This window comes from Flavobacterium sp. W21_SRS_FM6 (assembly GCF_052119645.1).
GTDB lineage: Bacteria > Pseudomonadota > Gammaproteobacteria > Enterobacterales > Alteromonadaceae > Paraglaciecola.
Genome location: NZ_JBGQOM010000001.1, coordinates 131,435 through 154,161, shown reverse-complemented (window position 1 = coordinate 154,161; position 22,727 = coordinate 131,435). Strand labels below are relative to the sequence as shown.

Below are 22,727 nucleotides of genomic sequence, written 5' to 3'. Positions count from 1 at the left end.
ATGATATGTATTTGATATGCAGGTTACACCCGAAGTCGTAATGTGTAAATAGCGGATGTGCAGCTCGCTTATTTGAGGTAGAAAATAAGTGCTATTGATAGCTAAACGGTATAAGTAAATGTAAATTATGGCTTTTTATGTATTCTGTGCGCTAAAATGATGCTTTCTTGCCCTGCCTTGGGGCTCGCTTGTAAGGGTTTAGAGAGTTAAATTTGCCCAAAAAAAATAATGTAGACTATTTAGTCTATTTAACTAGAAAACACCCAAATCTTGTGCAATTATCAGCCAAAATCGGCTGGCATTATTCCGTGTCAATTCGCTTATTATCCACCGATTTATAATAAAGATAAAAAGCCGCACATTTATTTCTGACATTCATCTGGATGTAATAGAACTAAAACAAAATCGCTGGCCATAAATAAAAATAACCAGAAAACTGGCTAAAAACAGTTAGGAGAAACGATGAAACTAAAATACCCAGCGCTGCTGGCACTTTTTATGGTGCCCGTCACGCAAGCGACTGTATTTATAAATGAGATACATTATGACAACAATGGTACTGATGTAGGTGAAGCCATTGAAATAGTGGGTACCGCAGGAACAGATTTGTCGGGTATGAGTCTTGTGCTTTATAACGGTAATAATAATTCTGTGTATGGCACTATTACTCTGAGTGGAGTGATAGTTGATCAACAGGAAGGTTTTGGTGCTCTTTCTTTCGGTGGACCTTCAGGTGGTATTCAAAATGGGTCACCTGATGGTGTGGCTTTAGTTGATGCCGAAAATAATGTGATTCAGTTCTTAAGTTATGAAGGCTCGATGACGGCTAGTGGTGGCGCTGCTGACGGTTTGACAAGTACTGATATAGGGGTAGCTCAAAATGCTGCGGCACTCGGTACTTCGATACAATTAGTTGGTACAGGAAGTAACGCATCAGATTTCACTTGGACTGAAGGCTCAGTCAGTTCTTTTGGGACCATTAATGCTGGACAGAGTTTTGGTGGAGGTGGCAATACTGGGGGGGGAGATTCCGCTGATACTGGCGGCACAGTAATCAGTGGAAGCGTTTGTACTAACTGTCCAGATTTAGAAAAGTTTAAAGATTTAGCTGCCTTTAATTCGACCACTTATTATGAATCGGTTCAAACCGAAATAGATCTCAACTCTGGTCCTTCCGCTATTAAAACTGCACTTAATTCAATCATCAGTTCAGAGATTAAATCTTTAAGTTATGCTGAAGTTTGGACAGCTTTAACCTACACCGATGAAGATCCGGCAAACACTGACAATGTCATACTTTGGTATACCGCTCGCTCACAAGCCAAGTCGACCAATGGCAGCGGTGCAGCCAGTTCAAACCCTGATAACTGGAACCGTGAGCATTCATGGCCTAACAGTCATGGCTTTGCGTCTCAAAGTTTTGAGGCCTACAACGACATTCATCATTTACGTGCGACGGACATCAGTGTTAACAGTTCACGCAGCAATCTGGATTTTGACAATAGTGATTCTCCGTTGGCCGAAAGTCCAAGCAGCCGCATCGACAGTAATTCTTTTGAGCCCCGGGATGACATCAAAGGCGACGTGGCGCGTATGATGTTTTATTTGGATACCCGCTATGAAGGATCCGGCTCTGACAACACACCTGATTTGGTATTAGTTAATCGCGTTACCAGCAGTGGCGAACCTAATCTGGGTAAGTTGTGTACCCTAATTGCCTGGAACAGTGCTGATCCAGTTGATGCCTCAGAGCAACGCCGTAATGATCGTATTTATGAATTGCAAGGTAACCGTAACCCCTTTATTGATAATCCTGCTTGGGTAGCAACCTTATACCCAGCTGACTCATGTGATTCGACTGACGGTGGTGACACTGGTGGCGGTGATACCGGTGGTGGAGATACTGGCGGTGGTGACACAGGTGGTGGTGATACTGGCGGCGAAACGCCAGCGACCGGCACTTCTAGCTTAGTCTTCATCAATGAAATTCATTATGATGATGCAGGCGCGGATGCAAGTGAAGGTATCGAGATTGCAGGCCCTGCAGGTACTGACTTAAGCGGAATGTCACTTGTACCTTACAATGGCAACAATGGTCAAACGTATAGCATCACAGACCTGTCAGGCACTATCCCGAATCAACAAAACGGTTTTGGTACGGTATTTTTTGCTATTTCTGGTTTACAAAATGGTGCGCCAGACGGTGTGGCGTTGGTGGCTGCCGATGGTACCACCGTGCTACAGTTTCTGAGTTACGAGGGCTCTTTTGCGGCTACTAACGGCCCTGCAAATGGCCTGACCAGCGAAGATATCGGTGTGAATGAACCAGGTTCTACGCTAGACGGTTTCTCCCTGCAATTATCCGGTTCAGGTTTCAAGTATTCTGACTTTGCATGGCAAGATGCGGCGCCAAGCACTTATGATGAGGTTAACACAGGGCAAACCTTTATTGCACCTTTACCCTTCATCAATGAAATTCATTATGACGATGCTGGCGCAGATGCAGGTGAAGGCGTTGAAATAGCGGGTTTAGCAGGTTTGGATTTAACTGGCATGAGTTTAGTGCCATATAACGGCTCAAATGGTCAAACTTACAGCATTACCGCCTTATCAGGTATTATCCCGAACCAACAAAATAGCTTTGGTACTCTGTTCTTCCCTATTTCTGGGCTTCAAAACGGTGTGACTGACGGTGTGGCGTTAGTGGCGGCTGATGGTACGACAGTTCTGCAATTCTTGAGTTATGAAGGAAGTTTCGTTGCTACCAATGGTCCTGCCTCAGGTATGATGAGCGAAGACATTGGTGTAGCGGAATTCGGTAGTACATTAGACGGTGATTCTCTGCAATTGGCTGGTTCAGGCTTTGAATACGCTGATTTTACATGGCAAGACGCAATGGCTTCCACTTACGGTATGGTTAATACCAATCAAAGTTTTGGTGCAGCGGGTGACACAGGCAACAACGGTGGCGAGACAGGCGGTGACGTAGTTTTAGGCCAATGTGCTGACCCCGCTACGCTAATCAGTGCAGTACAAGGTAATGGCGCAATGTCACCTCTTGTTGGTGAAACTCATGTGCTTGAAGCGGTAGTGAGTGCTTCATTTGCCAATCTAAGTGGTTTCTTTATTCAAGAGCAAACCGCTGATATGGATGCCGACATCCAGACATCTGAGGGCATTTTTGTCTATTACTCTGGCGAATTACCAACAGCTGGTACGGTGGTTCGAGTGCTTGGTAAGGTAGAAGAGTATTTTGATAAAACGCAATTAAACGTTACTACCGCTCCCTTAGATTGTGGTGTTGATTCTGTCACTGCTACATCCTTGAGTTTGCCATTTGCTGATGCTGAGTTTCCTGAATCGTTAGAGGGCATGTTGGTAAGTACAAGTTCTGAACTAACGGTAACCGACAATTACAGCCTAGGTCGCTATGGTGAAGTGGCTTTGTCTAATGGTCGCTTGTTTGTACCGACCAACATTTATCCGGCAGGCAGTGAAGAAGCGATTGCGCTTGCAGCTCAAAATGCCCTGAATAAAATCACCTTAGATGATGGGATGAACGGTTCAAACCCTGACCCAGTTATTTATCCAACAGGTAATTTGTCAGCCAACAACACCTTACGTGGTGGCGACATAGTGAGCAGTTTGACTGGCGTAATGGACTTCAGCTTTAATCTCTATCGGATTATTCCTACTGAAGCGCCTACTTTCGTCGCAAATAATCCAAGAACAGCGGCTCCAGAACTTACCTTGGGAAATCTAAAAGTCGCCAGTTTAAACGTATTGAACTTGTTTAACGGTGATGGCCAAGGTGCTGGTTTCCCCACTTCTCGTGGTGCGCTCACTGCAGCGGAATTTGAGCGCCAGCTTACTAAAACAGTAGCAGCGTTAGCAGCAATGGATGCTGATATTGTTGGTTTGATGGAAATTGAAAACGATGGTTTTGATTCAACCAGTGCCATCGCAGAGTTAACCAGTCGCTTAAATGCCGTTGTCGGTACAGGTGTTTATACATTTGTTGATGGTGGTGGTGCTATTGGTACCGATGAAATTAAAGTGGCTATGTTGTATAAACCCAGTAAGGTTTCGCCAGTCGGTGGCTATAAAGTATTGACCAGCAGCAACTCTATCACTGATGAGCAAGGGCCGTTATTTGTTGATACTAAAAACAGACCGTCATTCAATCAAAAGTTTGCTTTGATTGAAAATGCTCAAGAAATTGTAGTAAGTGTTAACCACCTTAAATCCAAAGGTTCTACCTGTGGCGTAGGTGATGACGATACTTCAACCGGGCAAGGCAATTGTAACCTCACACGAACTCGTGCCGCCGAAGCGTTAACTGCCTTTTTGGCACAAGAATATCCCGATTCACCAACCTTAATCATTGGCGACTTAAATGCTTATGCTCAAGAAGATCCCATTCTTAAAATTAAAGAAGCGGGTTACACCGACTTAGCGAATTTTTTTAAAGGCGCAGACGCTTATTCATATGCCTTTGGTGGTGAATATGGCTATTTGGATCATGCCTTGGCTAACCAAGCCCTGCTAGACAAAGTAGTTGATACCACAGAATGGCACATCAATGCCGACGAACCCACGGTACTTGATTACAACTTCGGTAGTAAATCAGAACAACAAATCAGTGATTTTTATGCACCTGATGCTTACCGTATGTCGGACCATGATCCTGTTGTGATCGCGATTGAACTAAAAGCCGCGGCCGTAAAAGGCGATTGGGATGGTGACGGTGATGTTGATATTAATGACGTAAGAGGTTTGATTAGCGCTATTCAGGCTCGTCAAACTATTGATATGGCATTTGACTTAAATAATGACGGTGTAGTGAATATTCTCGATGCTCGAGTCATGATGACCCTTTGTACGCGCACTCGTTGCGCGGCATAGTTAAAATTTTTAACTAAAATACAACTATTAAGAAGTAGGTACTAAATATGAAAAAATTAATTGTAGCGTTAGCATTTTTTGTAGGTTTCACAGCAAATGCAAACATGATCACATTAGAAGTTAGTGATACAGCAGTAACTGTTGGTGATACTATTCAAGTCACAGTTTTGGGTAGTTTTTCGGAGGAATTCGATACACTTTCCTTCGAAGTTGACTTTGATACTTCTGCTTTGACATTTGTAGGTTCAAGCCTTTACAGCGAATTAACTGCTTATGTTGACCCGACTTGGGATTCTTTCTCAGTAGCTTCTAATTCGTTTGGTGTTTCACTTGCTTTAGTGCTTGATTTGTTGTCTTTCCCTATCACTGCAGGCGACTATGTGCTGGCTCAATTCGACTTAACTGCTAATTCAGACAGTTATACCTCATTGAGTTTAACCAACCAGTTGGTAGCTTCGGTTAATTATCCAAATGGCTTTGAAGCAGATGTTGTTGGTGGTACGCAATCTATTGCAGTTTCTGCACCATCAGCACTTAGCTTATTTGCTGTTTCTCTTTTGGCCTTTGCAGGATTTCGCCGTAAAGCTTAATCCCAAGTCATTAAAAAAGGCGGTTGATGTCAATCAACCGCCTTTTTGTTTTTAGCTACAAGTATAAGTAAATTGTGACTATTGGTAATCAAACTCGTTGTCAGCTGGGGCTAACAAGTCATCAGCACCGTTAAACAAGTTAGTTTTATAACTGTCTTTGCGGGGTAACAAACGCTTGATGTAAAAAGCGCAAGTATTGTTTTTACCCTGTTTAATACTTTCATTGCTCGACCGTTCGGCACTGTCTGCCATACTTAGCCATAACACGCCTAACAAGGCATATGCGCTGTAATTCATGTAATCATAAGCTGTTCCAGCTAAATCAACCGTATTTAACGCTAATAACTGCTCTGAAGTGGTCAGCCATTCCGTTAGTATGGCTTGCGCTTGTGATTGTGCGTGAGGTGCTTGAATAGCATCAACCAATTTGGCGAATACCCTGTAAGTGGCTTTTAGCATTACACCTTTGTCTCGAGCAAGTTTGCGTGAGATCAGGTCAGCGGCTTGAATACCGTTGGTGCCTTCATAAAGCTGGGCAATACGGCTGTCGCGCATCAATTGCTCCATACCCCATTCGCGAATATAACCGTGGCCACCGTAGACCTGAATACCAAGGCTACTGACGTCGGTACCCATGTCGGTCATGAAACCTTTACAAATAGGCGTTAAAAACGCGATGACTTTGGCGGCTTCATGCTTGTGTTCTTCATTGCCAAACTTCTCGATATCCATTTGTTGAGCATAGAGATAAGCTAAAGCGCGGGAGCCTTCGGTAAGGGCTTTTTGGGTTAATAACATTCTGCGCACATCAGGTTGAAACATGATGCTATCGGCTTTTTTGCTAGGCTCTGCAGCGCCATCAGGGGCGCGCGATTGCAAGCGTTCACGGGCATAGGCTAATGCACCTTGAAAAGATGCTTCAGCTACGCCCAAACCTTGTAGCCCAACTTGAAAACGGGCATCGTTCATCATGGTGAACATGCAGGCTAAGCCTTTATGCTCACTGCCGACTAACCAACCTTTTGCTCCGTCAAAATTCATTACACAGGTAGGGCAAGCTTTAATACCCATTTTCTTTTCAATACTGCCTACCGATAGGGTATTACGCTCACCTAACTGGCCATTATCATCCACTAAAAATTTAGGTACCAAAAATAGGCTAATACCTTTAACGCCTTCGGGGGCATCAGGTAAACGAGCTAGTACCAAGTGACATATATTACTGCTCCAGTCTTGATCACCACCAGAGATAAAGATTTTGCTGCCCGATATATTGTAGCTGCCATCTTCATTAGGTTCGGCTTTGCTGCTGAGCAGACTTAAATCAGTACCCGCATGAGGTTCAGTTAGGCACATGGTGCCGGTCCATTCACCACTAATTAGCTGACGCAGGTATTTTTGTTTTAGAGTATCGCTACCGTGTTTGGTAACAGCTAAGACCGCACTTTCGGTGAGCATACAAATCAAGCGCCAACTTAAATTAGCTGAGTTGAGCATTTCGTGTACCGGAATCGCCATGGAGTTAGGCAGATCTTGCCCGTCGTAGTCAGCGCTGCCTAGCATGGCATTCCAGCCATTGGCGATGTAATCCTGATAGGCAGCGGCAAAACCATGTGGAGTGCTTACGTTGCCGTCTTGTAATTTACTGCTTTGCTCATCGCCTTCGCGATTGAGAGGAGCAATCACTTCTTCAGCAAATTTGGCGCCTTGATTGAGGATTTCGTTGACCAGTTCTTGATCAAAATCTTGCTGACCTAGCGCCTGATAGTGGTCGCATATGTTCATCCAATCATGCAGTAAAAATTGCATGTCAGTTAATGGGGCATGATATTGCGGCATAAATATACTCTTTGTTTGTTAACTACTCCGACCAGTATAGCCGATTTTATAGTTAACTTGCGGTAAAGTAACGAATATTTGGTATAAGTTAAGGTGATACTTGTATTCACACAGGTTATGCTTCAATCGCAAAAGCGCGATCCTATTGACCCTTATTGAATAGGCTTCTGATCAATATTAGATCACTTTTTTCTGACCATTGAGATTCTGGAGTCAAATTAGGATCAGCAAAACTAATATTGACCACCTTGCGATGGGCCCAGTCGGGCACAGGAAGATCTTGAGTTAGGGTGTCAAACCCATTGGATAAAGCGCAGCTGTATATGTGTTTGTTGTCGGGGGCAATGTCGAGAAGTTGTCTTACTTCAACGTTTAAACCAGTGCTTTGCCAAACGGCTTGATGTGCAGTGCATTGTGCTGACATCTTGTTGTTTTTATGACCAGTGGGTAATTGCCATCCGTTTTTGTTTTTTAATTTAAGTACTAATACTGAGGTGTTTGATGTTATCAAGCAGCTTGCGGGTGCGGCTGGTGCTGGTAGTGTGTCTTTATCTATCCTGCACATGGGCTCAGCCACTTGCTCTTTAGCGCAGGCGCTGAGTAATAGAATGCTTAGTAAAAAAATAAATAATCTTAAAAACAAAGAAAAGCGTATCCCATGATGCTTGTTGGGGCTGATTATAGCCTATGAGTTGTTTGGGATCAGCAACGCTCACGTGTAGTGGCTACACATAAATAACGTTAGATAATTGTTATCACATTTTATAGGTAAAACATGTTGAAAGGATTAAAGTTCTCACCTCTATTTATAGCGGCTGTAGCATTCATAGGCTTAGTGGTTTATTTGTATCTTCCAAAAGAAGAGACACAAGAAGCGAAAGGCCAGTCACTGACTCCTGTAACCGTTCATGTGATCAAAACAGAACCATTTCCCATTACTATCGAAGCACTGGGTACCGCCAAGGCTAATGAATCTATCGCATTAACGGCACAAACCACCGATACCGTGCAAAGTGTTAATTTTGATGATGGTGATATCGTAAAACGTGGGCAGTTGTTACTGACCTTAAATGATAATGAAGAAAAAGCGCGTTTAAACGAGTTAGACATTAACTTACAAGAAGCAAAACGCCAATTAACCCGAATTACTAACCTAGCCAAAGAAAGCGCAGCATCCGAGCAATTACTAGACGAGCAACAAGCGAAGGTAAAAGCCCTAAAAGCGCAAATGGACGTCGTTACCTCACAGTTGAATGAACTAGAAATTCGAGCGCCGTTTGATGGTGTTCTCGGTATCAGGCAAGTGAGTTTAGGCGCCTTGCTTAAACCAGGTGATATGGTAACCACCTTAGATGATATTGCTGTAGTTAAGCTAGATTTCAGCATTTCTGAGTCACACTTGCCTACCGTTGCTATTGGACAATTGATTAGAGCAACGTCGGTTGCGTATCCTGGTGAGTTGTTCGAGGGCAAAATTACCAGTATTGCATCACGAGTCGATCCCATAACTCGTTCAATCCCTATTCGCGCCAATATTAATAATCAAGCTTTAAAATTGCGCCCAGGCATGCTTATGCAAGTTGTGCTGCAAAAAACTGTATTACAAACATTAGTGTTACCTGAACAATCCTTAGTGCCCGTGGAAGATAAACAATTTGTATTTGTGGTGGTTGATGGTGCCGTGGTACGCAAAGAAGTAGTGGTAGGCAAACGTAAACCTGGTTTTGTGCAAATTGAATCTGGTTTAAAAGAAGGTGATCAAGTCGTGGTTGAGGGTACATTGCGCTTGCGAGATGGCTCAAAAGTACGGGTTTTATCGACTAGTAATAACGGAGAGTAAACCATGTTACTTTCAGATATTTCGGTAAAACGTCCGGTTTTTGCCTCCGTTGTTAACTTACTGCTGATTGTCTTCGGGATTGTTTCCATCACCTTATTATCATTGCGTGAATATCCCGATATCGACCCCCCTATAGTGTCTATTAATACTAACTATCCTGGTGCGTCAGCGTCTATTATTGAAACCCGCATTACTCAGCTCTTAGAAGATCGCATCAGCGGAATTGAAGGGATCAAGAATATTTCATCTAGCAGCCGTAACGGTCGTTCTTCTATTACCATCGAGTTTAATTTATCCCGTGATATCGATGCGGCGTCAAATGATGTGCGTGAGCGGGTCAGCCGAGCACTAAATAATCTGCCCGATCAAGCAGAGCCACCAGAGGTATCAAAAGCGGGCTCTGATGAAGACGTTATTGTTTGGTATAACTTGCGCAGCGATAGCTTGTCTGTGCTTGAACTGACCGATTACGCTGACCGTTTTATTGTTGATCGTTTATCAGTGGCAGAAGGCGTAGCCAATATTCGTTTAGGTGGCGGACGCAGCTATGCAATTAAAGTGTGGCTTGATCGTAACGCGATGGCGGCTCGTCAAATTACCGTTGCTGACGTAGAAAGTGTTATTCGTTCTGAAAATGTCGAGTTACCCGCGGGCGAAGTGGAATCGGTAAGCCGTGACTTTGAAGTAAGGGTTGCCCGTAGCTTTTTGACGCCGGATGATTTTGCCAATTTAACCATTAAAGCCAATGCTGATGGTTACTTAGTGAAATTAGGCGAAATCGCTCATGTTGAACTGGCCGCCGAAGACGACGAAGCAGAGTTTCGTGGTGGCGGTGTCAATATGATTGGTTTGGGTATTTCTAAACAATCAAAGGCCAATACCCTTGAAGTGGCGCGCGCAGCGAAAAAAGCCATTCAAGAAATTGAAGCCACCTTACCCGATAACATTTTTATTGTGCCCAGTTATGATTCGTCGGTGTTTATTGAGGCATCGATCAACGAAGTATATGAAACCCTCGCTATCGCAGTACTGATGGTGGTGTTAGTTATCTACGTATTTTTAGGTAATATTCGCGCCACCTTGATCCCAGCGGTGACCGTGCCTGTGTCATTAGTGGCAGCGTTTATCGTGATGTACGCCTTAGGTTTTTCTATTAACTTACTCACCTTGTTAGCCTTGGTGTTAGCTATCGGTTTAGTGGTAGATGATGCCATCGTGGTACTTGAAAATATCACGCGGCGCATAGAATTGGGTGAACCCCCTTTATTAGCTGCTTATCGAGGCGCTCGAGAAGTTGGGTTTGCGGTAATTGCTACCACCTTAGTGCTGATTTCGGTCTTTGTACCTTTAGTTTTTTTGGAGGGAAATATTGGCCGCTTGTTTACTGAATTTGCTCTGGCAATTGCTGCCGCAGTGGCGTTTTCCAGTGTTACGGCACTCACCTTATCACCGATGTTGTGCTCGTTACTTTTGAAAAAACGCACCAGTACCTCCGGTTTTTCACATTGGGTTGATCATAACTTCAAAAAAGTAGAACACCGCTATTACCAGAGTTTACAAGGCAGTATTCATCAAAAATGGTGGATGCTGATACTTGTTGTTACCAGTATTGCGGCGCTGTATCAATTAGCGAATTTGATCCCCAGCGAGCTCGTCCCGAAAGAAGACAGACGTAACTTCTTTATCCAAGTGCAAAGCGCTGAAGGGGCAAGTTTTGAGTCTAACTCAGCCAATGTGAAAAAAATTGAAAGTATCTTGCTGAAGTATCTCAGCGCTGGTGAAGTAGAACGGGTTTTGGTCAGAACACCCGGTTGGGGCGGCTCTGCAGGTGTGGGGATTGTTGGTATGCCTATGCACGGTGACGATCAGCGCTCTACGTTTGATGTCATGGATGAAGTCAGTGCAGAGATATCAGAAATTCCAGACATTCAAGCCTTTGCGATTATGCGCAGCGGGATTGCTGGAGGCGGTTTAGGACGGCCAGTACAATTTGTATTACAAGGTAATACTTACGAAGACTTGGTCGCGTGGCGCGATATCGTGATCAACAAAGCCCGAGAAAACACTAAGCTGGTGCGAGTGGATTCTGACTACAAAGAAACGTGGCCGCAGCTATTAGTGAATATCGACAAAGACCGTGCTGCCGACCTTGGGGTGTCGTTCAGTGATATTGGACGCACCTTAGAAACCATGTTGGGACAACGACGGGTTTCTACCTTTCTTGACAGGGGGCAAGAATATTATGTGATTATGGAAGGCGCAGAAGAAGATTATCGTAGCCCGCAAAGTATTGAAAATATTTATGTGCGCTCGTCTACCACCAACCGTTTAATTCCGCTGGATAACTTGGTTAGCGTAGAAGAGCGGGCGACATCCTCTACTTTAAATCGTTACAACCGTATGCGCAGTATTACCATCAGTGCCAATTTAGCCGATGGTTATACAGTGGGTGATGCACTCGCGTATTTGCGCAATGTGGTTAATACTGAATTACCCAGTGAAGTATCTATTGATTACAAAGGTGAGTCGCAGCTTTATCAAGAATCAGGCAGTTCAATTTTGTTTATTTTTGCCTTAGCGCTGGCCATTACTTATTTGGTATTAGCGGCGCAATTTGAAAGTTGGATCCACCCTTTGGTGATTATGCTCACAGTTCCTATGGCGCTAGTTGGGGCCTTAATCGGCTTATATTTTGCAGGCATGACCATGAATATTTACAGTCAAATAGGGCTCGTGATGCTGATTGGTTTAGCGGCGAAAAATGGCATACTCATTGTTGAATTTGCGAATCAGTTACGTGATGCAGGTTTTGAATTTGAAGAAGCGTTGCGCCGTGCGGCAACTCAACGTTTACGGCCAATTGTGATGACGGGTTTTACTACCGTGTTTAGTGCCTTGCCGCTAGTCTTTGCCACGGGCGCAGGAGCAGAAAGTCGCACGGTAATTGGTATGGTTATTTTTGCTGGTGTTTTGTTATCCGCTTTTATGACCCTGTACATTGTGCCTACTGCTTACTACTGGTTAGCTAAAAATACTCGCTCGCCAAATGAGTTAAGTCATCGACTTGAAAAATTAGAAGCTGAAGTACCCTATAAACGGGGCGAATTGGAATAATACCAAGCTGTTTTAGCGAGGTAAAAAAAAGGGGCTGATGAAATGCATCAGCCCCTTTTTCATAGCAGTAAACTTTTAGTTAGCCGCCGCGTATTCTTCCGTTTCGCGCCATACACGCAATAAATTGCCGCTTAAAATTTTCACAATGTCGGCATCGCTGTATCCGCGGTCAAGTAAACCTTGTACTAAGTTAGGATAGGTCGAGACATCTTTTAAGCCGACAGGTAAGGTATCGCCTACACCATCATAATCAGAGCCAATACCAACATGATCGATACCAATCAGTTTTACCACGTGGTCAATATGATCTAATACGGTTTCAAGTGTGGCAAAAGGCAGTGGATTTTTTTCAGCATAAGTTTTAGCAAAGGTTTGACTGGTGGCACTGTCTGCGCCTTCTTGTTCTTCCACTTCTTTACGCTTTTTACTAAAAGCATCACTCCAAGTGCGAGCCATTTTACTGACAAAGGTTGAACCAAAGTTAATTTGAATTACGCCGCCATTCTTACCCAAGGCTTTAATCATGTCGTCATCCATGTTGCGCTCAAACCCGGGAGTAAACGCCCTTAACGATGAGTGAGAGGCAATAAGCGGTACCTTAGAAATTTCCACTGCTTGATAAAAAGCATCATCGGATACATGAGAAATATCCACTAAAATCCCCATTTTGTTCATTTCAACCACAAGCTCTTTACCAAAAGGGCTGAGTCCCTTCCATTGACGGCGAATATCATAAGACGAGTCTGAAATATGGTTACTTTGTGAGTGAGCAAGGGTGATGTAACGAATGCCGCGATCATAAAAATGTTTGAGGTTATCTAAGCTACCTTGAATGGGCGAGCCATTTTCCATGCCCATGGGTAATGAGATTAAACCTTGCTTAAATTGCTGCTCTACGTCGGCAGTGGATTTTGCAATGGCGAATTTTTCGGGTGCACGACCTACGATAGCCTCAACGTAATCAATGAGCTTATCTGCCAAGGCGGTTGATTCGGGTGAACTGTCTAAGCTAGCAGGCACATAAATTGACATAAAAGGGGCATTTAATCCGCCTTGTTTGGCCCGCGGATAATCAAAATCGCCTTTCTCGGTCGCTTGAGTCACATCTTCCCAGTGTTTATTTAAACGGTAAGGCACGTCAATGTGGGTATCAATCAGGATGTTGTCGTAAGCTAATTTTTTGGCTTTTTCAGACGCCACGTAAGCCGTGTCTGCAATGGCGGATGAACATAGCAAGGCACTGGTCATTGCTAGATACAAATACGAAGATTTGAACATGTGGTTTTTCCTTTTTTTATAGATTGCGGCTTGTTTGTTGCTGCATTTTTCTGTCGGTATTACTGTATCAGAGCACAGCTTATTTTGTCTCTTTTTGTGCTCAGAATAGGATTAATTTTCGCCATGCAGAAACACAAAAGCCCGATAAATCGGGCTTTTGGTTGAGGCTTAATTGAGTCGCTGACTCACATTGCCGTTAGTTGAAAAATCAAACTACTTTGAGGGGTAAGCAAGGGCAGTTGCAAACCTAATTGCATTAATAATTCACCACTAAATACTTGTCCGTCAATATCAGGCAAGTTAGTTTTGAAATTAAATAAGGCAGATTTTGGCCAATTGTCAGATAACTTTAGCGGCCAAATGACATCGAGTTTATAGTGGTTTTCCGCTTTCAATCCTGCAAACAAATATTGTTCTGGCAAGGTGTAAGGGGGGCATTCTATAAGGCTATATGAAAATAAAGCATGAGACTTGTTTTCGGCGACGATACCAAGGCCGTGCATGTAGGCAGGCAGCTCTAATCGAAATAAGTCGCCCGAGTGTACTAAGTTGCGATGCTGTTTATACAAGGCAGTCATGGCCCTTAATTCTATTTGCTCACTGTCGGTCAATTCTCTTAAATCCATTTCCATGCCCATATGACCAAATAAGGTAACAGAAGCACGCATTTCCATACTCAGATGACGATGAGTGATGTGGCAATCACGGGGACCCACGTGTGAGCCCATTAGCTCAGGCGGAAAGAAATAAGAAAAGCCTTTTTGAATTTTTAAGCGCTCGAGAGCGTCGTTTGAATCAGACGTCCAAATCCGGTCAGTGTGTGCCAATACGCCGAAATCTGCACGGCCGCCACCTGAAGCGCAACTTTCAATTTCGACACTGGGATGATTGGCCTTTAAGGCCGCAACCAACTGGTAAAAGGCTTGGGTTTGACGATGAATAGCTGGTTTACCCTTAGCATCACCCGGGTGATTAATATCCCGATTCATATCCCATTTTACGTAGCTAATGTCATATTCGCTAAGCAAGCTATCTAAACGCTCAAATAAATAGTTAAAGACTTCTGTGCGGGTGAGGTCGAGCACTAACTGATTGCGAAAACCCAATTGGGCATTACCTTCACAACTGAGTACCCAGTCAGGATGAGCCCGAAATAAGTTGCTGTTGGGGTTAACCATTTCAGGTTCAAACCATAAACCAAATTCCAAGCCTTGGGCCTTTACATGGTCAATTAACGGGCCGAGGCCATCGGGATAAAATGCGTGATCCACATACCAATCACCTAAGGCTGCGGTGTCGTCATTTCTATCAGTAAACCAGCCATCATCCAATACAAAACGTTCAGCGCCCAGATTACTGGCCCGCTCGGCCAACTCTTTCAGGGTGGTCATGTCATGTTTAAAATAAATACCTTCCCAAGTATTGTAATGCACGGGACGAGGTTTGTTCTTTACTTCGGTGCGAATTAAGTGTTGGCGCACATAACGATGATATTGTTGAGATAGGCCCGACAAACCTTGGTCAGAATAACAGGCATACAACACAGGGCTGCTATAACTCTCACCATGCTGTAGTTGAATTTCGCCGGGTAACAATAACTCGCCTAGCTGCACATAAGCCCGTCCATCAGCCATTTTTTCGGCTAAAATTTTGTGATTACCGCTCCACCCCAGATGAAAACCAAAGGCTTCGCCCACTAATTCCGTGGTGGCCTTGCTACGCATAATGAGGCCGGGGAAGGCATCGTGGGAAGTCCGTCCTCGGCGATTTTCTCTAGCATAGGCGCCAAAGTGCAAGTCTTGTTCGTGAGTATGAAATTCACCAGCCCAATGTCCTTCAAAACCAATGATATGCCGAAATGGGCTAGCGATTGGCAAGGTTGCCGCAGCACAAGCATGAATGGTGATTGGATTTTTGTGTAGGTTTGATACTTTACTGCTTATGCTCAATACATCGGTCGCCGGATCAAGCACTATCGTGTGTTCTAGCTCGATTTGTCGGTCAATATCTAAACTGACAATGGTGTAGTGATGGTCGTTGTGCTGCACGATATTTCTGATCGTCGGTGCCAGTGACCATTGGTCACCATTGCCTGATACGCTCAATCCTGGATGGCCGGTAAAGCCTTGACCTTGAGTAGGACTTAAGGTTAGAGGGACCTCATTCATAGGAGAGGCTGGTGCCTCTTGTCTTTGTCTCAATAGGCTCGTCATTTTAGGCGATATGACTTGATTGAGTTTTTTACGCCAATACACCACTTGTGGCGCGCCTAATTGGCAGTCAATAACCACGCTCGATTTACTGCCAGTTAATACAAGTAATGATGAATAGGATAACGCCATATTGATTTAACCTTAGTTGGATGAACTTACCAATCGGTGACTGTTATAGGCCATTAATGTTCAGCAAGGACACAAGATACATTCTTCTTTTATGCTACGGGTTTATCTGCAAACAGTAATGAGAAGCGCATTAGTGTGATGTATGAATGCCGCGCATTTGATAATTAAAAAGAAAATATGTCAACACAAACGAACAATACCGAAACTACGCTTTGATAAAGGTAATGCCATTTTGTTTGATAATATCTTGTATATCATTGGGAGGTAGCTCATCACTCACTAGGTAGTCTACTTGTGATAGATGACCTTGTTTGACCATGGCGCAGCGATCAAATTTACTGGCATCTGCCGCTAAAATAACTTTACGAGAATTTTTCAAAATCGCCTGAGAGACCTTTACTTCTCTAAAATCAAAGTCAAGTAAGGCGCCATCAGCACTAATACCACTAATACCTATAATGCCGTAATCCATTTGAAACTGGCTGATAAAGTCACAGGTGGCCTCGCCAATAATACCGCCATCGCGATAGCGCACTTCACCAGCAGCAATAATGACACTGAAATCTTCTTTGGCAGATAACAAGGTTGCAACGTGAATATTATTGGTGACGATATGCAGGTTACGGTGATTGATCAGCCGAGAAGCCACCATTTCAGTCGTGGTACCTATGTTGATAAATAACGAAGCACCGTCGGGTATCATATTAGCAATGGCATCTGCAATACGCTCTTTCACCCCTTTATTGTATGTTTTTCTATCTTGGTAGGGGGTGTTTTCCCAGCTGGCATTAATACCAGCTCCGCCGTGATAGCGGCTAATTAGGCCGGCTTCAGATAATTGGTTTAGATCCCGTCTTATGGTTTGAGGCGTTACATCACACTCTTGAACTAAATCATCTATTGACATAAAGCCGCGCTGCTTAATTAAGCTAACAATCAATTCACTTCGACGGGTTTGGTTCATTATGACAGCCTTATTTTTATTATTAACTAGAGTGTATTACATTTGAGATGCTAGATAGCTACTAATCATTATATTTTCATTTGCGAAAATTCGTATGTTAATTAATTGTCAATGCGAAAGTAAAGCGATTACCCGTTTTTGCATGAAACAAACCTAAAGCCACCTATTTTTTTATAAAAGCAATATAAATCCTATGCGTTTGAATCGTTGATGCCCTCAACGACTATTCTTTGATTCAAGGAATTAAAAAAATGCACTGGAAATATATTTTACAGTCCCCTGTCTATATTGTGCCCATCGCTTTTTTCAGACGAAAACGCCCCCGCAAAACAGTGCTAAAGTATTGATTAGTCGTAATAATCCTAATAATAGTATTATTGTTGTATTTTTAAATATTCGAAAGTAAACGAAAATGAGTGAAGTTGATGGGTTAATTGCATGTTAAGACTCTTGATTCATTAATTTTTATTAAAATCAATTGCTTATATTTTTATTTGCTTGGTATTAGCGCAATTTATTGTAAACCATTTGTTATTGTTATTGAGCGAAAGTGAATATTGCTGTATAAATATCGAAAATTTAGGATGCGTTAAATTTTACAACCAAAGAGAAAACACATGACACACAAAACAAAACAAATGGAAAACTTTACGAAGCGTTCTCTTCTCGGTATGGCAGTCGCAACTGCCTTATATTCAGGAGCGACCTTGGCACAAGAAGTGAACCAGCCAGCTGCAGATGATGTAGAGGTGATTGAAGTACGTGGTTTAATCAGCAGTCTTAAGCGTTCTTTTTCAGATAAAAAAGAAGCATTAATTGTATCTGATGGTATTGCTGCTGAGGATCTAGGTAAGTTTCCTGATCAAAACGTAGCTGAATCGTTGCAACGTATTACCGGTGTTGCTATCGACCGCAGTGGTGGTGAAGGTCAATTGATCTCAGTGCGTGGTTTCGGGCCACAATTTAACTTGGTTACCGTTAACGGTCGTCAAATGGCATCTGAGCGCGCAGGTCGTGAATTCAGCTTTGATACTTTGGCTTCTGAATTAATTGCTGGTGCAGACATCTATAAAACGTCTAATGCAGCAAACCAAGAAGGGGGAATCGGCTCATATATCAATTTAAAAACTGCGAAGCCTTTCGACCTTGACGGCTTTAAAGCAGTAGGCAGCGTAAAAGCAACTTATGACAGTTTGTCTGAAAGCACTACTCCTGCTTTTTCTGGTTTAGTCAGCAACACCTTCATGGACGACAAATTAGGTGTATTAGCGTCTTTGTCGGTACAAAAGCGTGATGCACAAATTAACCAAGCAGATACCCGTGGTTTCTACCGCGTAGACCGTATTCAAACTAACGATTTTAATGCCGCAACTAACACGGGTAAAGAAGCCTTTAACGTGTGGGTTCCTCGTAACCTTGATTTAACTTCAAACGAAGAAGATCGTACTCGTACCAGTGGTACTTTGGTTGTACAATATGCAGCAAGCGATGAATTGACCATCACCTTTGATGGGATTTATTCAAAGTTTGAAGTTGAATCGCAAGTAAGCAACTATGCAAACTGGTTTACACCTGGCAACTTCCGAGATTTTGAAGTTGATCCGTCAACTGAAACAGTAACTTATTGGTCTCACAACGCCTTTGACGACCCAATGGGGCAAGGTTCTGGTGCAACTGACTTTGTGCAACAAGGTTTAGACCGTAATGTTAAAATTCAAGCCTTTGGCTTTAACGCCGATTGGGATTTAACTGACCAATTAAACGTTGATGTCGACATCTCAACTTCAAAAGCAGAAGATTTAAGTGGTGATCAAAGCCGCGTATTTACCGTAATGGGCTATGCCAATGGTTATACTTATGACTTCACTGGCGGTGGCGACTTACCAGCATTCTCTTCTGATGGTATTGACGGACCGTTCAGCCAAGCTGATTCAAGTAAATTGCGTGCTCACTATGTCGAGCGTGGCGGTGATGAGCGTGTTGATGAAATCACTGAAATGCGTGCAGATTTTACTTACACACCTGACAGCGATACCTTCACTCAACTACGTTTTGGTGTTTACACTCAAGACCGGACTAAATCAGCCAAGGTATTTCAATCTCCAAGCCTACCAAACTGCTTTTACTGTGGTTACGGTTTAGACGTGCCAGATGATTTAGCGTATTTGGTATCTCCAAATGGTTGGTTTGATGGTATCCCATCTTCTTTCTTCGGTTACAATGTCGATGATTATCTTTCGTTTTTAGAAACAGACGCGGCTATTACATCACAAACTCCTGTGCGTAACGCAAATGCCTTAGCCGCTTGGATTGCTAACGGCAACGCTGAAGCTGATTTTGTGCCAGAAAACCCCGCTGATAATATTGCTGCGTTTGGTTCATTAGATGGTTATACCCCTGTTGAGCTAGGTACCAGCTTTGAAATCGAAGAAGAAATCATGTCAGCCTACGCTGATTTTGTTTTCCAAGGTGATCTTGGTGATATGCCATGGACAGTGAATGTAGGCGTTCGTTACAGCGAAACGGATACAACTGCTTCAGGAAATCAGGCTACTTTGCTTGATGTCCAAGCAAACCCTAATGATGGCACGATTCTGGATCAAGTGTACTTAGAGGATGCAAGCGGACAACGCGCTTCTGTGCCGATTTCATTAAAAAATTCCTATGATAATTTATTGCCTAGTGTAAACGCCAAACTTGAAGTTGCTGAAGACATGTTAGTTCGTTTTGGTTATTCAGAAACCATTACCCGTCCAACACTAGAAGCAATGCGTCCAGTGACCAATATTGGTACGACTCGTCCTGATATTTTACTAGCAAGTGGTGGTAACCCTTATTTAACGCCTTTCCTATCGACTAACTGGGATGTGTCATACGAGTGGTATTACGCTGATGCAAGTGCCATATCTATTGGTGCCTTTATTAAGGACGTAGAGGGCTTTATCTCTATTACCCCAGCGATTGAGGCATTCACTCTTGCAAGCGGAAGTTTTGACTTTTCTGTAAGCCGTCCGCGTAACGGTGCTAGCGCACAAGTTGAAGGCTTAGAAATGGCCTGGACACACACGTGGGAAAGCGGTTTTGGTATTCAAGCCAACGCAACTATTGTGAATAGCTCTAGTGATGATGGCTTCCAATTAGAAGGTCTTGGTGATTCACAAAACTTGGTCGGTTTCTATGAAAAAGATGGCTTCCAAGCACGTGTTGCCTTCAATAATCGTGAGTCATTCTTACAAACCTTACGTAACGGTGATACCGGTGAGCCTGAGTATGTTGATACTTATGGCCAGTGGGACGTAAGTGCGAGTTATGACATTAACGAAAACTTTACGGTTGTATTTGAAGGTATCAATATTACTGATGAGTACACATCTAAGCATGGTAGTTTAGCTAGTCACTTCACTGAGCAAGTTCGTTCAGGTGCGCGCTACGCAGTTGGTGTTAGAGGTTCATTCTAGTAAGGTTATGCTTGTAAGTTAAAAAAGGGGATTACATCCCCTTTTTTGCTTGGAGTTTAACAAGCAATTTGAAGGTAAAAACTTTGTCTGGTGTTATTAAACGAATTATTGTCCTTGGTGGTGGAACGGCAGGGTGGATAACTGCAGGCATTCTTGCAAAAAAACACGCTAGTCATTCAGCTGAACAAGGCATCAAAGTCAGTCTCATCGAATCACCTGACATTTCTGTGGTGGGAGTCGGTGAGGGCACTTGGCCAACTATGCGTAAAACCCTAGCGCAATTGGGCATTTCTGAAACACAATTTATGCGTGAATGTGGCGCTACCTTTAAACAAGCCAGTAAATTTGTTAATTGGATCACCGCAAATAACGATGTGTATTACCACCCGTTTACCGAACCGCAGGGCTTCAATAAAATCGATCCTGCGCCTTATTGGCAGTCGGCGGTTGATGCTACTTGCTCATTCTCTGAAGCTGTCAGTTTTCAGCAATACCTTTGCGAACATGGTCTTGCGCCAAAAACAATTGCCAATAAAGAATACGAAGTGATTGCCAATTATGGTTATCATCTCGATGCAGCTAAGTTTATTACCTTGCTACGTAAACATTGTGTTAGTCAGCTTGGTGTTGAGCATATTTGCGATACGGTTGAACGCATCGAACAAGATACAAGTGGTGACATTAACGCGCTGCAAACCAAAGAGCATGGTATGCAAAAAGCGGATTTATTTGTTGATTGCTCAGGCATGCGCAGTGTTTTATTGGCTGATACATTAAAGGTGCCTTTTGTACCCTGCGACGATGTGTTTTTAGCTGATACCGCATTAGCTACTCAAGTGCCTTATATCCAAGCTGATGATCCTATTGCTTGTCATACTATCGCAACGGCCCAAACAGCGGGCTGGATCTGGGATATCGGTTTGCAGCAGCGTCGTGGAGTAGGCTATGTGTATTCAAGCCAACATTGCTCTGAAGACAAAGCACGTAAAACGCTGGCTCAGTACATTGGCTGTGAAACAGTAGAGCATGCAAAGAAGATAAACTTCAAACCTGGGCACCGCGAGGTATTCTGGAAAAACAACTGCGTAGCGGTGGGATTAGCCGCTGGATTTTTAGAGCCTCTTGAAGCGTCTGCCTTAATGTTGATTGAAACGTCAGCTAACTTTATTGCTGATCAACTGCCCGCCAATACCGCATTAATGCCATTAGTGGCAAAACGCTTTAACACCATGATGTTGAAAAAGTGGCGTGGGGTGATTGATTTTCTTAAGTTGCATTATGCCTTAAGTGAGCGCACAGAACCTTTTTGGTTGCAACATCGCCAAAGTCACAGCATACCTGAGTCCTTAAAAGAGCTTCTTGCTCTGTGGCGTTACCGCTCACCCAATGAATATGATTTTACCGATAGCATGGAAGCATTTAGCGCTGCAAGTTATCAATATATTCTGTATGGAGTGGGTTTTAAGTCTGATTTTAGTCAGATGAAACATATCTATAAGCAAAGTGAGTTGGCTAAAAAACAATTGCAGATGACGCAAAAGCGTATCGAACAACTGAGATACACCCTGCCTACACACAGAGAGCTTATCAATAAAGTAAACACCTTAGGTTTTTCGAAACTTTAATACCCTCTGACGAGAGATAAACATGTCTAACTATGTACTACTTGATCCTGCTACCCATCAGGATATAAAAATAAAACCACACAGCAATTTTGCCTTTTCGAAACACCAGCATCACGCGTCATTAGTCGTGCATGAGTTTGGTGCGGCTGCAAGTAGTTTTCCAGTTGTTTATATGAAAGAGCCAACTCAGGGCCAGTTTCGGGCTGTTGCCTTATTGAGTTTACTGGCGGGTGAAAATGTATTTTTTACCGAACAAGAATGGTTAGCGGTGCATGTGCCTTCAGCCTATTTACGCCAACCTTTTGAGTTAGGAGCTGATCCTGCAAAAGAGAAAACATTAACCATTTATATTGATGAGCAAAGTGATTACGTAAGTCAATCAGAGGGCGTGGCGCTTTTTCAAAATGGCGAAGCAAGCCAATTTTTGCAACAAGTACAAAATAAGATGGGCGAATACTATCAGCAAGAACAATTGACCCATCAATTTACCCAGAAGTTACTCGCCTTAAATCTGCTGAAAGAAATCGAGTTGGCTATAGAATTCGGTGATGGTAAAAAAACACGCGTTAAAGGTATTTATACCGTTGATGAAGAGACCTTGCGTCAGCTTCCAGAAGCACAAGTAGTGGAGCTTAATACGCAAAACTTTTTGCTTCCCATTCACGCCATTTTGTCCTCCCTTATTCAGGTAAATCGCCTGATTAAGCAACACAATCATCGTTCAGAAAATACTATTTTAGGCGTGCAAATGCGCGTTGCTGCAGAGGAATAA

At 43.2% G+C, this 22,727-nt stretch carries 12 protein-coding genes; 7 read left to right on the top strand and 5 right to left on the bottom strand.

Annotated elements, in window-relative coordinates:
• Positions 1 to 462 precede the first annotated feature (462 nt).
• Both ACEN2L_RS00625 and ACEN2L_RS00620 read left to right on the top strand, forming a co-directional pair.
• The gene (locus ACEN2L_RS00625; protein ID WP_441741195.1) at positions 463 to 4,905 is read left to right on the top strand and encodes an ExeM/NucH family extracellular endonuclease; all 4,443 of its coding nucleotides are present in this window, start codon (positions 463 to 465) and stop codon (positions 4,903 to 4,905) included.
• A 47-nt stretch (positions 4,906 to 4,952) separates the two neighbouring features.
• Positions 4,953 to 5,495: a hypothetical protein gene (locus tag ACEN2L_RS00620; RefSeq protein ID WP_441741192.1), complete on the top strand. Its 543-nt coding sequence runs from the start codon at positions 4,953 to 4,955 to the stop codon at positions 5,493 to 5,495.
• A gap of 78 nt (positions 5,496 to 5,573) precedes the next feature.
• Here the strand turns inward: ACEN2L_RS00620 and ACEN2L_RS00615 are convergent, their stop codons facing one another.
• The gene (locus ACEN2L_RS00615) at positions 5,574 to 7,334 is read right to left on the bottom strand and encodes an acyl-CoA dehydrogenase family protein (RefSeq protein ID WP_441741189.1); all 1,761 of its coding nucleotides are present in this window, start codon (positions 7,332 to 7,334) and stop codon (positions 5,574 to 5,576) included.
• A 142-nt stretch (positions 7,335 to 7,476) separates the two neighbouring features.
• On the bottom strand, positions 7,477 to 7,977 hold the full coding sequence (locus ACEN2L_RS00610) for a hypothetical protein (RefSeq protein WP_441741186.1): 501 nt from the start codon (positions 7,975 to 7,977) through the stop codon (positions 7,477 to 7,479).
• A 132-nt stretch (positions 7,978 to 8,109) separates the two neighbouring features.
• Between ACEN2L_RS00610 and ACEN2L_RS00605 the strand changes: the two genes are divergently transcribed.
• Together ACEN2L_RS00605 and ACEN2L_RS00600 are read left to right on the top strand one after the other, a co-directional pair.
• Positions 8,110 to 9,174, top strand: a complete 1,065-nt coding sequence (locus ACEN2L_RS00605; protein ID WP_441741183.1) for an efflux RND transporter periplasmic adaptor subunit — start codon at positions 8,110 to 8,112, stop codon at positions 9,172 to 9,174.
• Between the two features lie 3 nt (positions 9,175 to 9,177).
• Positions 9,178 to 12,288 carry an efflux RND transporter permease subunit gene (locus ACEN2L_RS00600; RefSeq protein ID WP_306020946.1) on the top strand — a complete coding sequence of 1,037 codons (3,111 nt, stop codon included), beginning with the start codon at positions 9,178 to 9,180 and terminating at the stop codon, positions 12,286 to 12,288.
• A gap of 75 nt (positions 12,289 to 12,363) precedes the next feature.
• Here the strand turns inward: ACEN2L_RS00600 and ACEN2L_RS00595 are convergent, their stop codons facing one another.
• The 3 genes from ACEN2L_RS00595 to ACEN2L_RS00585 form a co-directional block, all read right to left on the bottom strand.
• A complete protein-coding gene (locus ACEN2L_RS00595) occupies positions 12,364 to 13,566 on the bottom strand; it encodes a dipeptidase (RefSeq protein ID WP_441741179.1) in 1,203 nt (400 codons plus the stop codon).
• Between the two features lie 185 nt (positions 13,567 to 13,751).
• On the bottom strand, positions 13,752 to 15,908 hold the full coding sequence (locus ACEN2L_RS00590; RefSeq protein ID WP_441741177.1) for an alpha-galactosidase: 2,157 nt from the start codon (positions 15,906 to 15,908) through the stop codon (positions 13,752 to 13,754).
• A 205-nt stretch (positions 15,909 to 16,113) separates the two neighbouring features.
• On the bottom strand, positions 16,114 to 16,872 hold the full coding sequence (locus tag ACEN2L_RS00585) for a DeoR/GlpR family transcriptional regulator (RefSeq protein WP_306020944.1): 759 nt from the start codon (positions 16,870 to 16,872) through the stop codon (positions 16,114 to 16,116).
• 617 nt (positions 16,873 to 17,489) lie between these two features.
• Here ACEN2L_RS00585 and ACEN2L_RS00580 point away from each other — a divergent pair.
• From ACEN2L_RS00580 to ACEN2L_RS00570, 3 genes are all read left to right on the top strand, one after another.
• Positions 17,490 to 20,330 carry a TonB-dependent receptor gene (locus ACEN2L_RS00580; protein WP_441741174.1) on the top strand — a complete coding sequence of 947 codons (2,841 nt, stop codon included), beginning with the start codon at positions 17,490 to 17,492 and terminating at the stop codon, positions 20,328 to 20,330.
• An 83-nt stretch (positions 20,331 to 20,413) separates the two neighbouring features.
• Positions 20,414 to 21,955 (top strand): tryptophan halogenase family protein, encoded by a 1,542-nt coding sequence (locus tag ACEN2L_RS00575; RefSeq protein ID WP_441741171.1) that lies wholly within the window; start codon positions 20,414 to 20,416, stop codon positions 21,953 to 21,955.
• Positions 21,956 to 21,977: 22 nt separating this feature from the next.
• On the top strand, positions 21,978 to 22,727 hold the full coding sequence (locus ACEN2L_RS00570) for a SapC family protein (protein ID WP_441741169.1): 750 nt from the start codon (positions 21,978 to 21,980) through the stop codon (positions 22,725 to 22,727).

What these genes read in the sequence shown, in the direction of transcription:
- ACEN2L_RS00625 (WP_441741195.1), top strand. Translation starts at nt 463, where the DNA reads ATGAAACTAAAATACCCAGCGCTGCTGGCACTTTTTATGGTGCCCGTC.
- ACEN2L_RS00620 (WP_441741192.1), top strand. Translation starts at nt 4,953, where the DNA reads ATGAAAAAATTAATTGTAGCGTTAGCATTTTTTGTAGGTTTCACAGCA.
- ACEN2L_RS00615 (WP_441741189.1), bottom strand. Translation starts at nt 7,334, where the DNA reads ATGCCGCAATATCATGCCCCATTAACTGACATGCAATTTTTACTGCAT.
- ACEN2L_RS00605 (WP_441741183.1), top strand. Translation starts at nt 8,110, where the DNA reads ATGTTGAAAGGATTAAAGTTCTCACCTCTATTTATAGCGGCTGTAGCA.
- ACEN2L_RS00600 (WP_306020946.1), top strand. Translation starts at nt 9,178, where the DNA reads ATGTTACTTTCAGATATTTCGGTAAAACGTCCGGTTTTTGCCTCCGTT.
- ACEN2L_RS00595 (WP_441741179.1), bottom strand. Translation starts at nt 13,566, where the DNA reads ATGTTCAAATCTTCGTATTTGTATCTAGCAATGACCAGTGCCTTGCTA.
- ACEN2L_RS00590 (WP_441741177.1), bottom strand. Translation starts at nt 15,908, where the DNA reads ATGGCGTTATCCTATTCATCATTACTTGTATTAACTGGCAGTAAATCG.
- ACEN2L_RS00585 (WP_306020944.1), bottom strand. Translation starts at nt 16,872, where the DNA reads ATGAACCAAACCCGTCGAAGTGAATTGATTGTTAGCTTAATTAAGCAG.
- ACEN2L_RS00580 (WP_441741174.1), top strand. Translation starts at nt 17,490, where the DNA reads ATGACACACAAAACAAAACAAATGGAAAACTTTACGAAGCGTTCTCTT.
- ACEN2L_RS00570 (WP_441741169.1), top strand. Translation starts at nt 21,978, where the DNA reads ATGTCTAACTATGTACTACTTGATCCTGCTACCCATCAGGATATAAAA.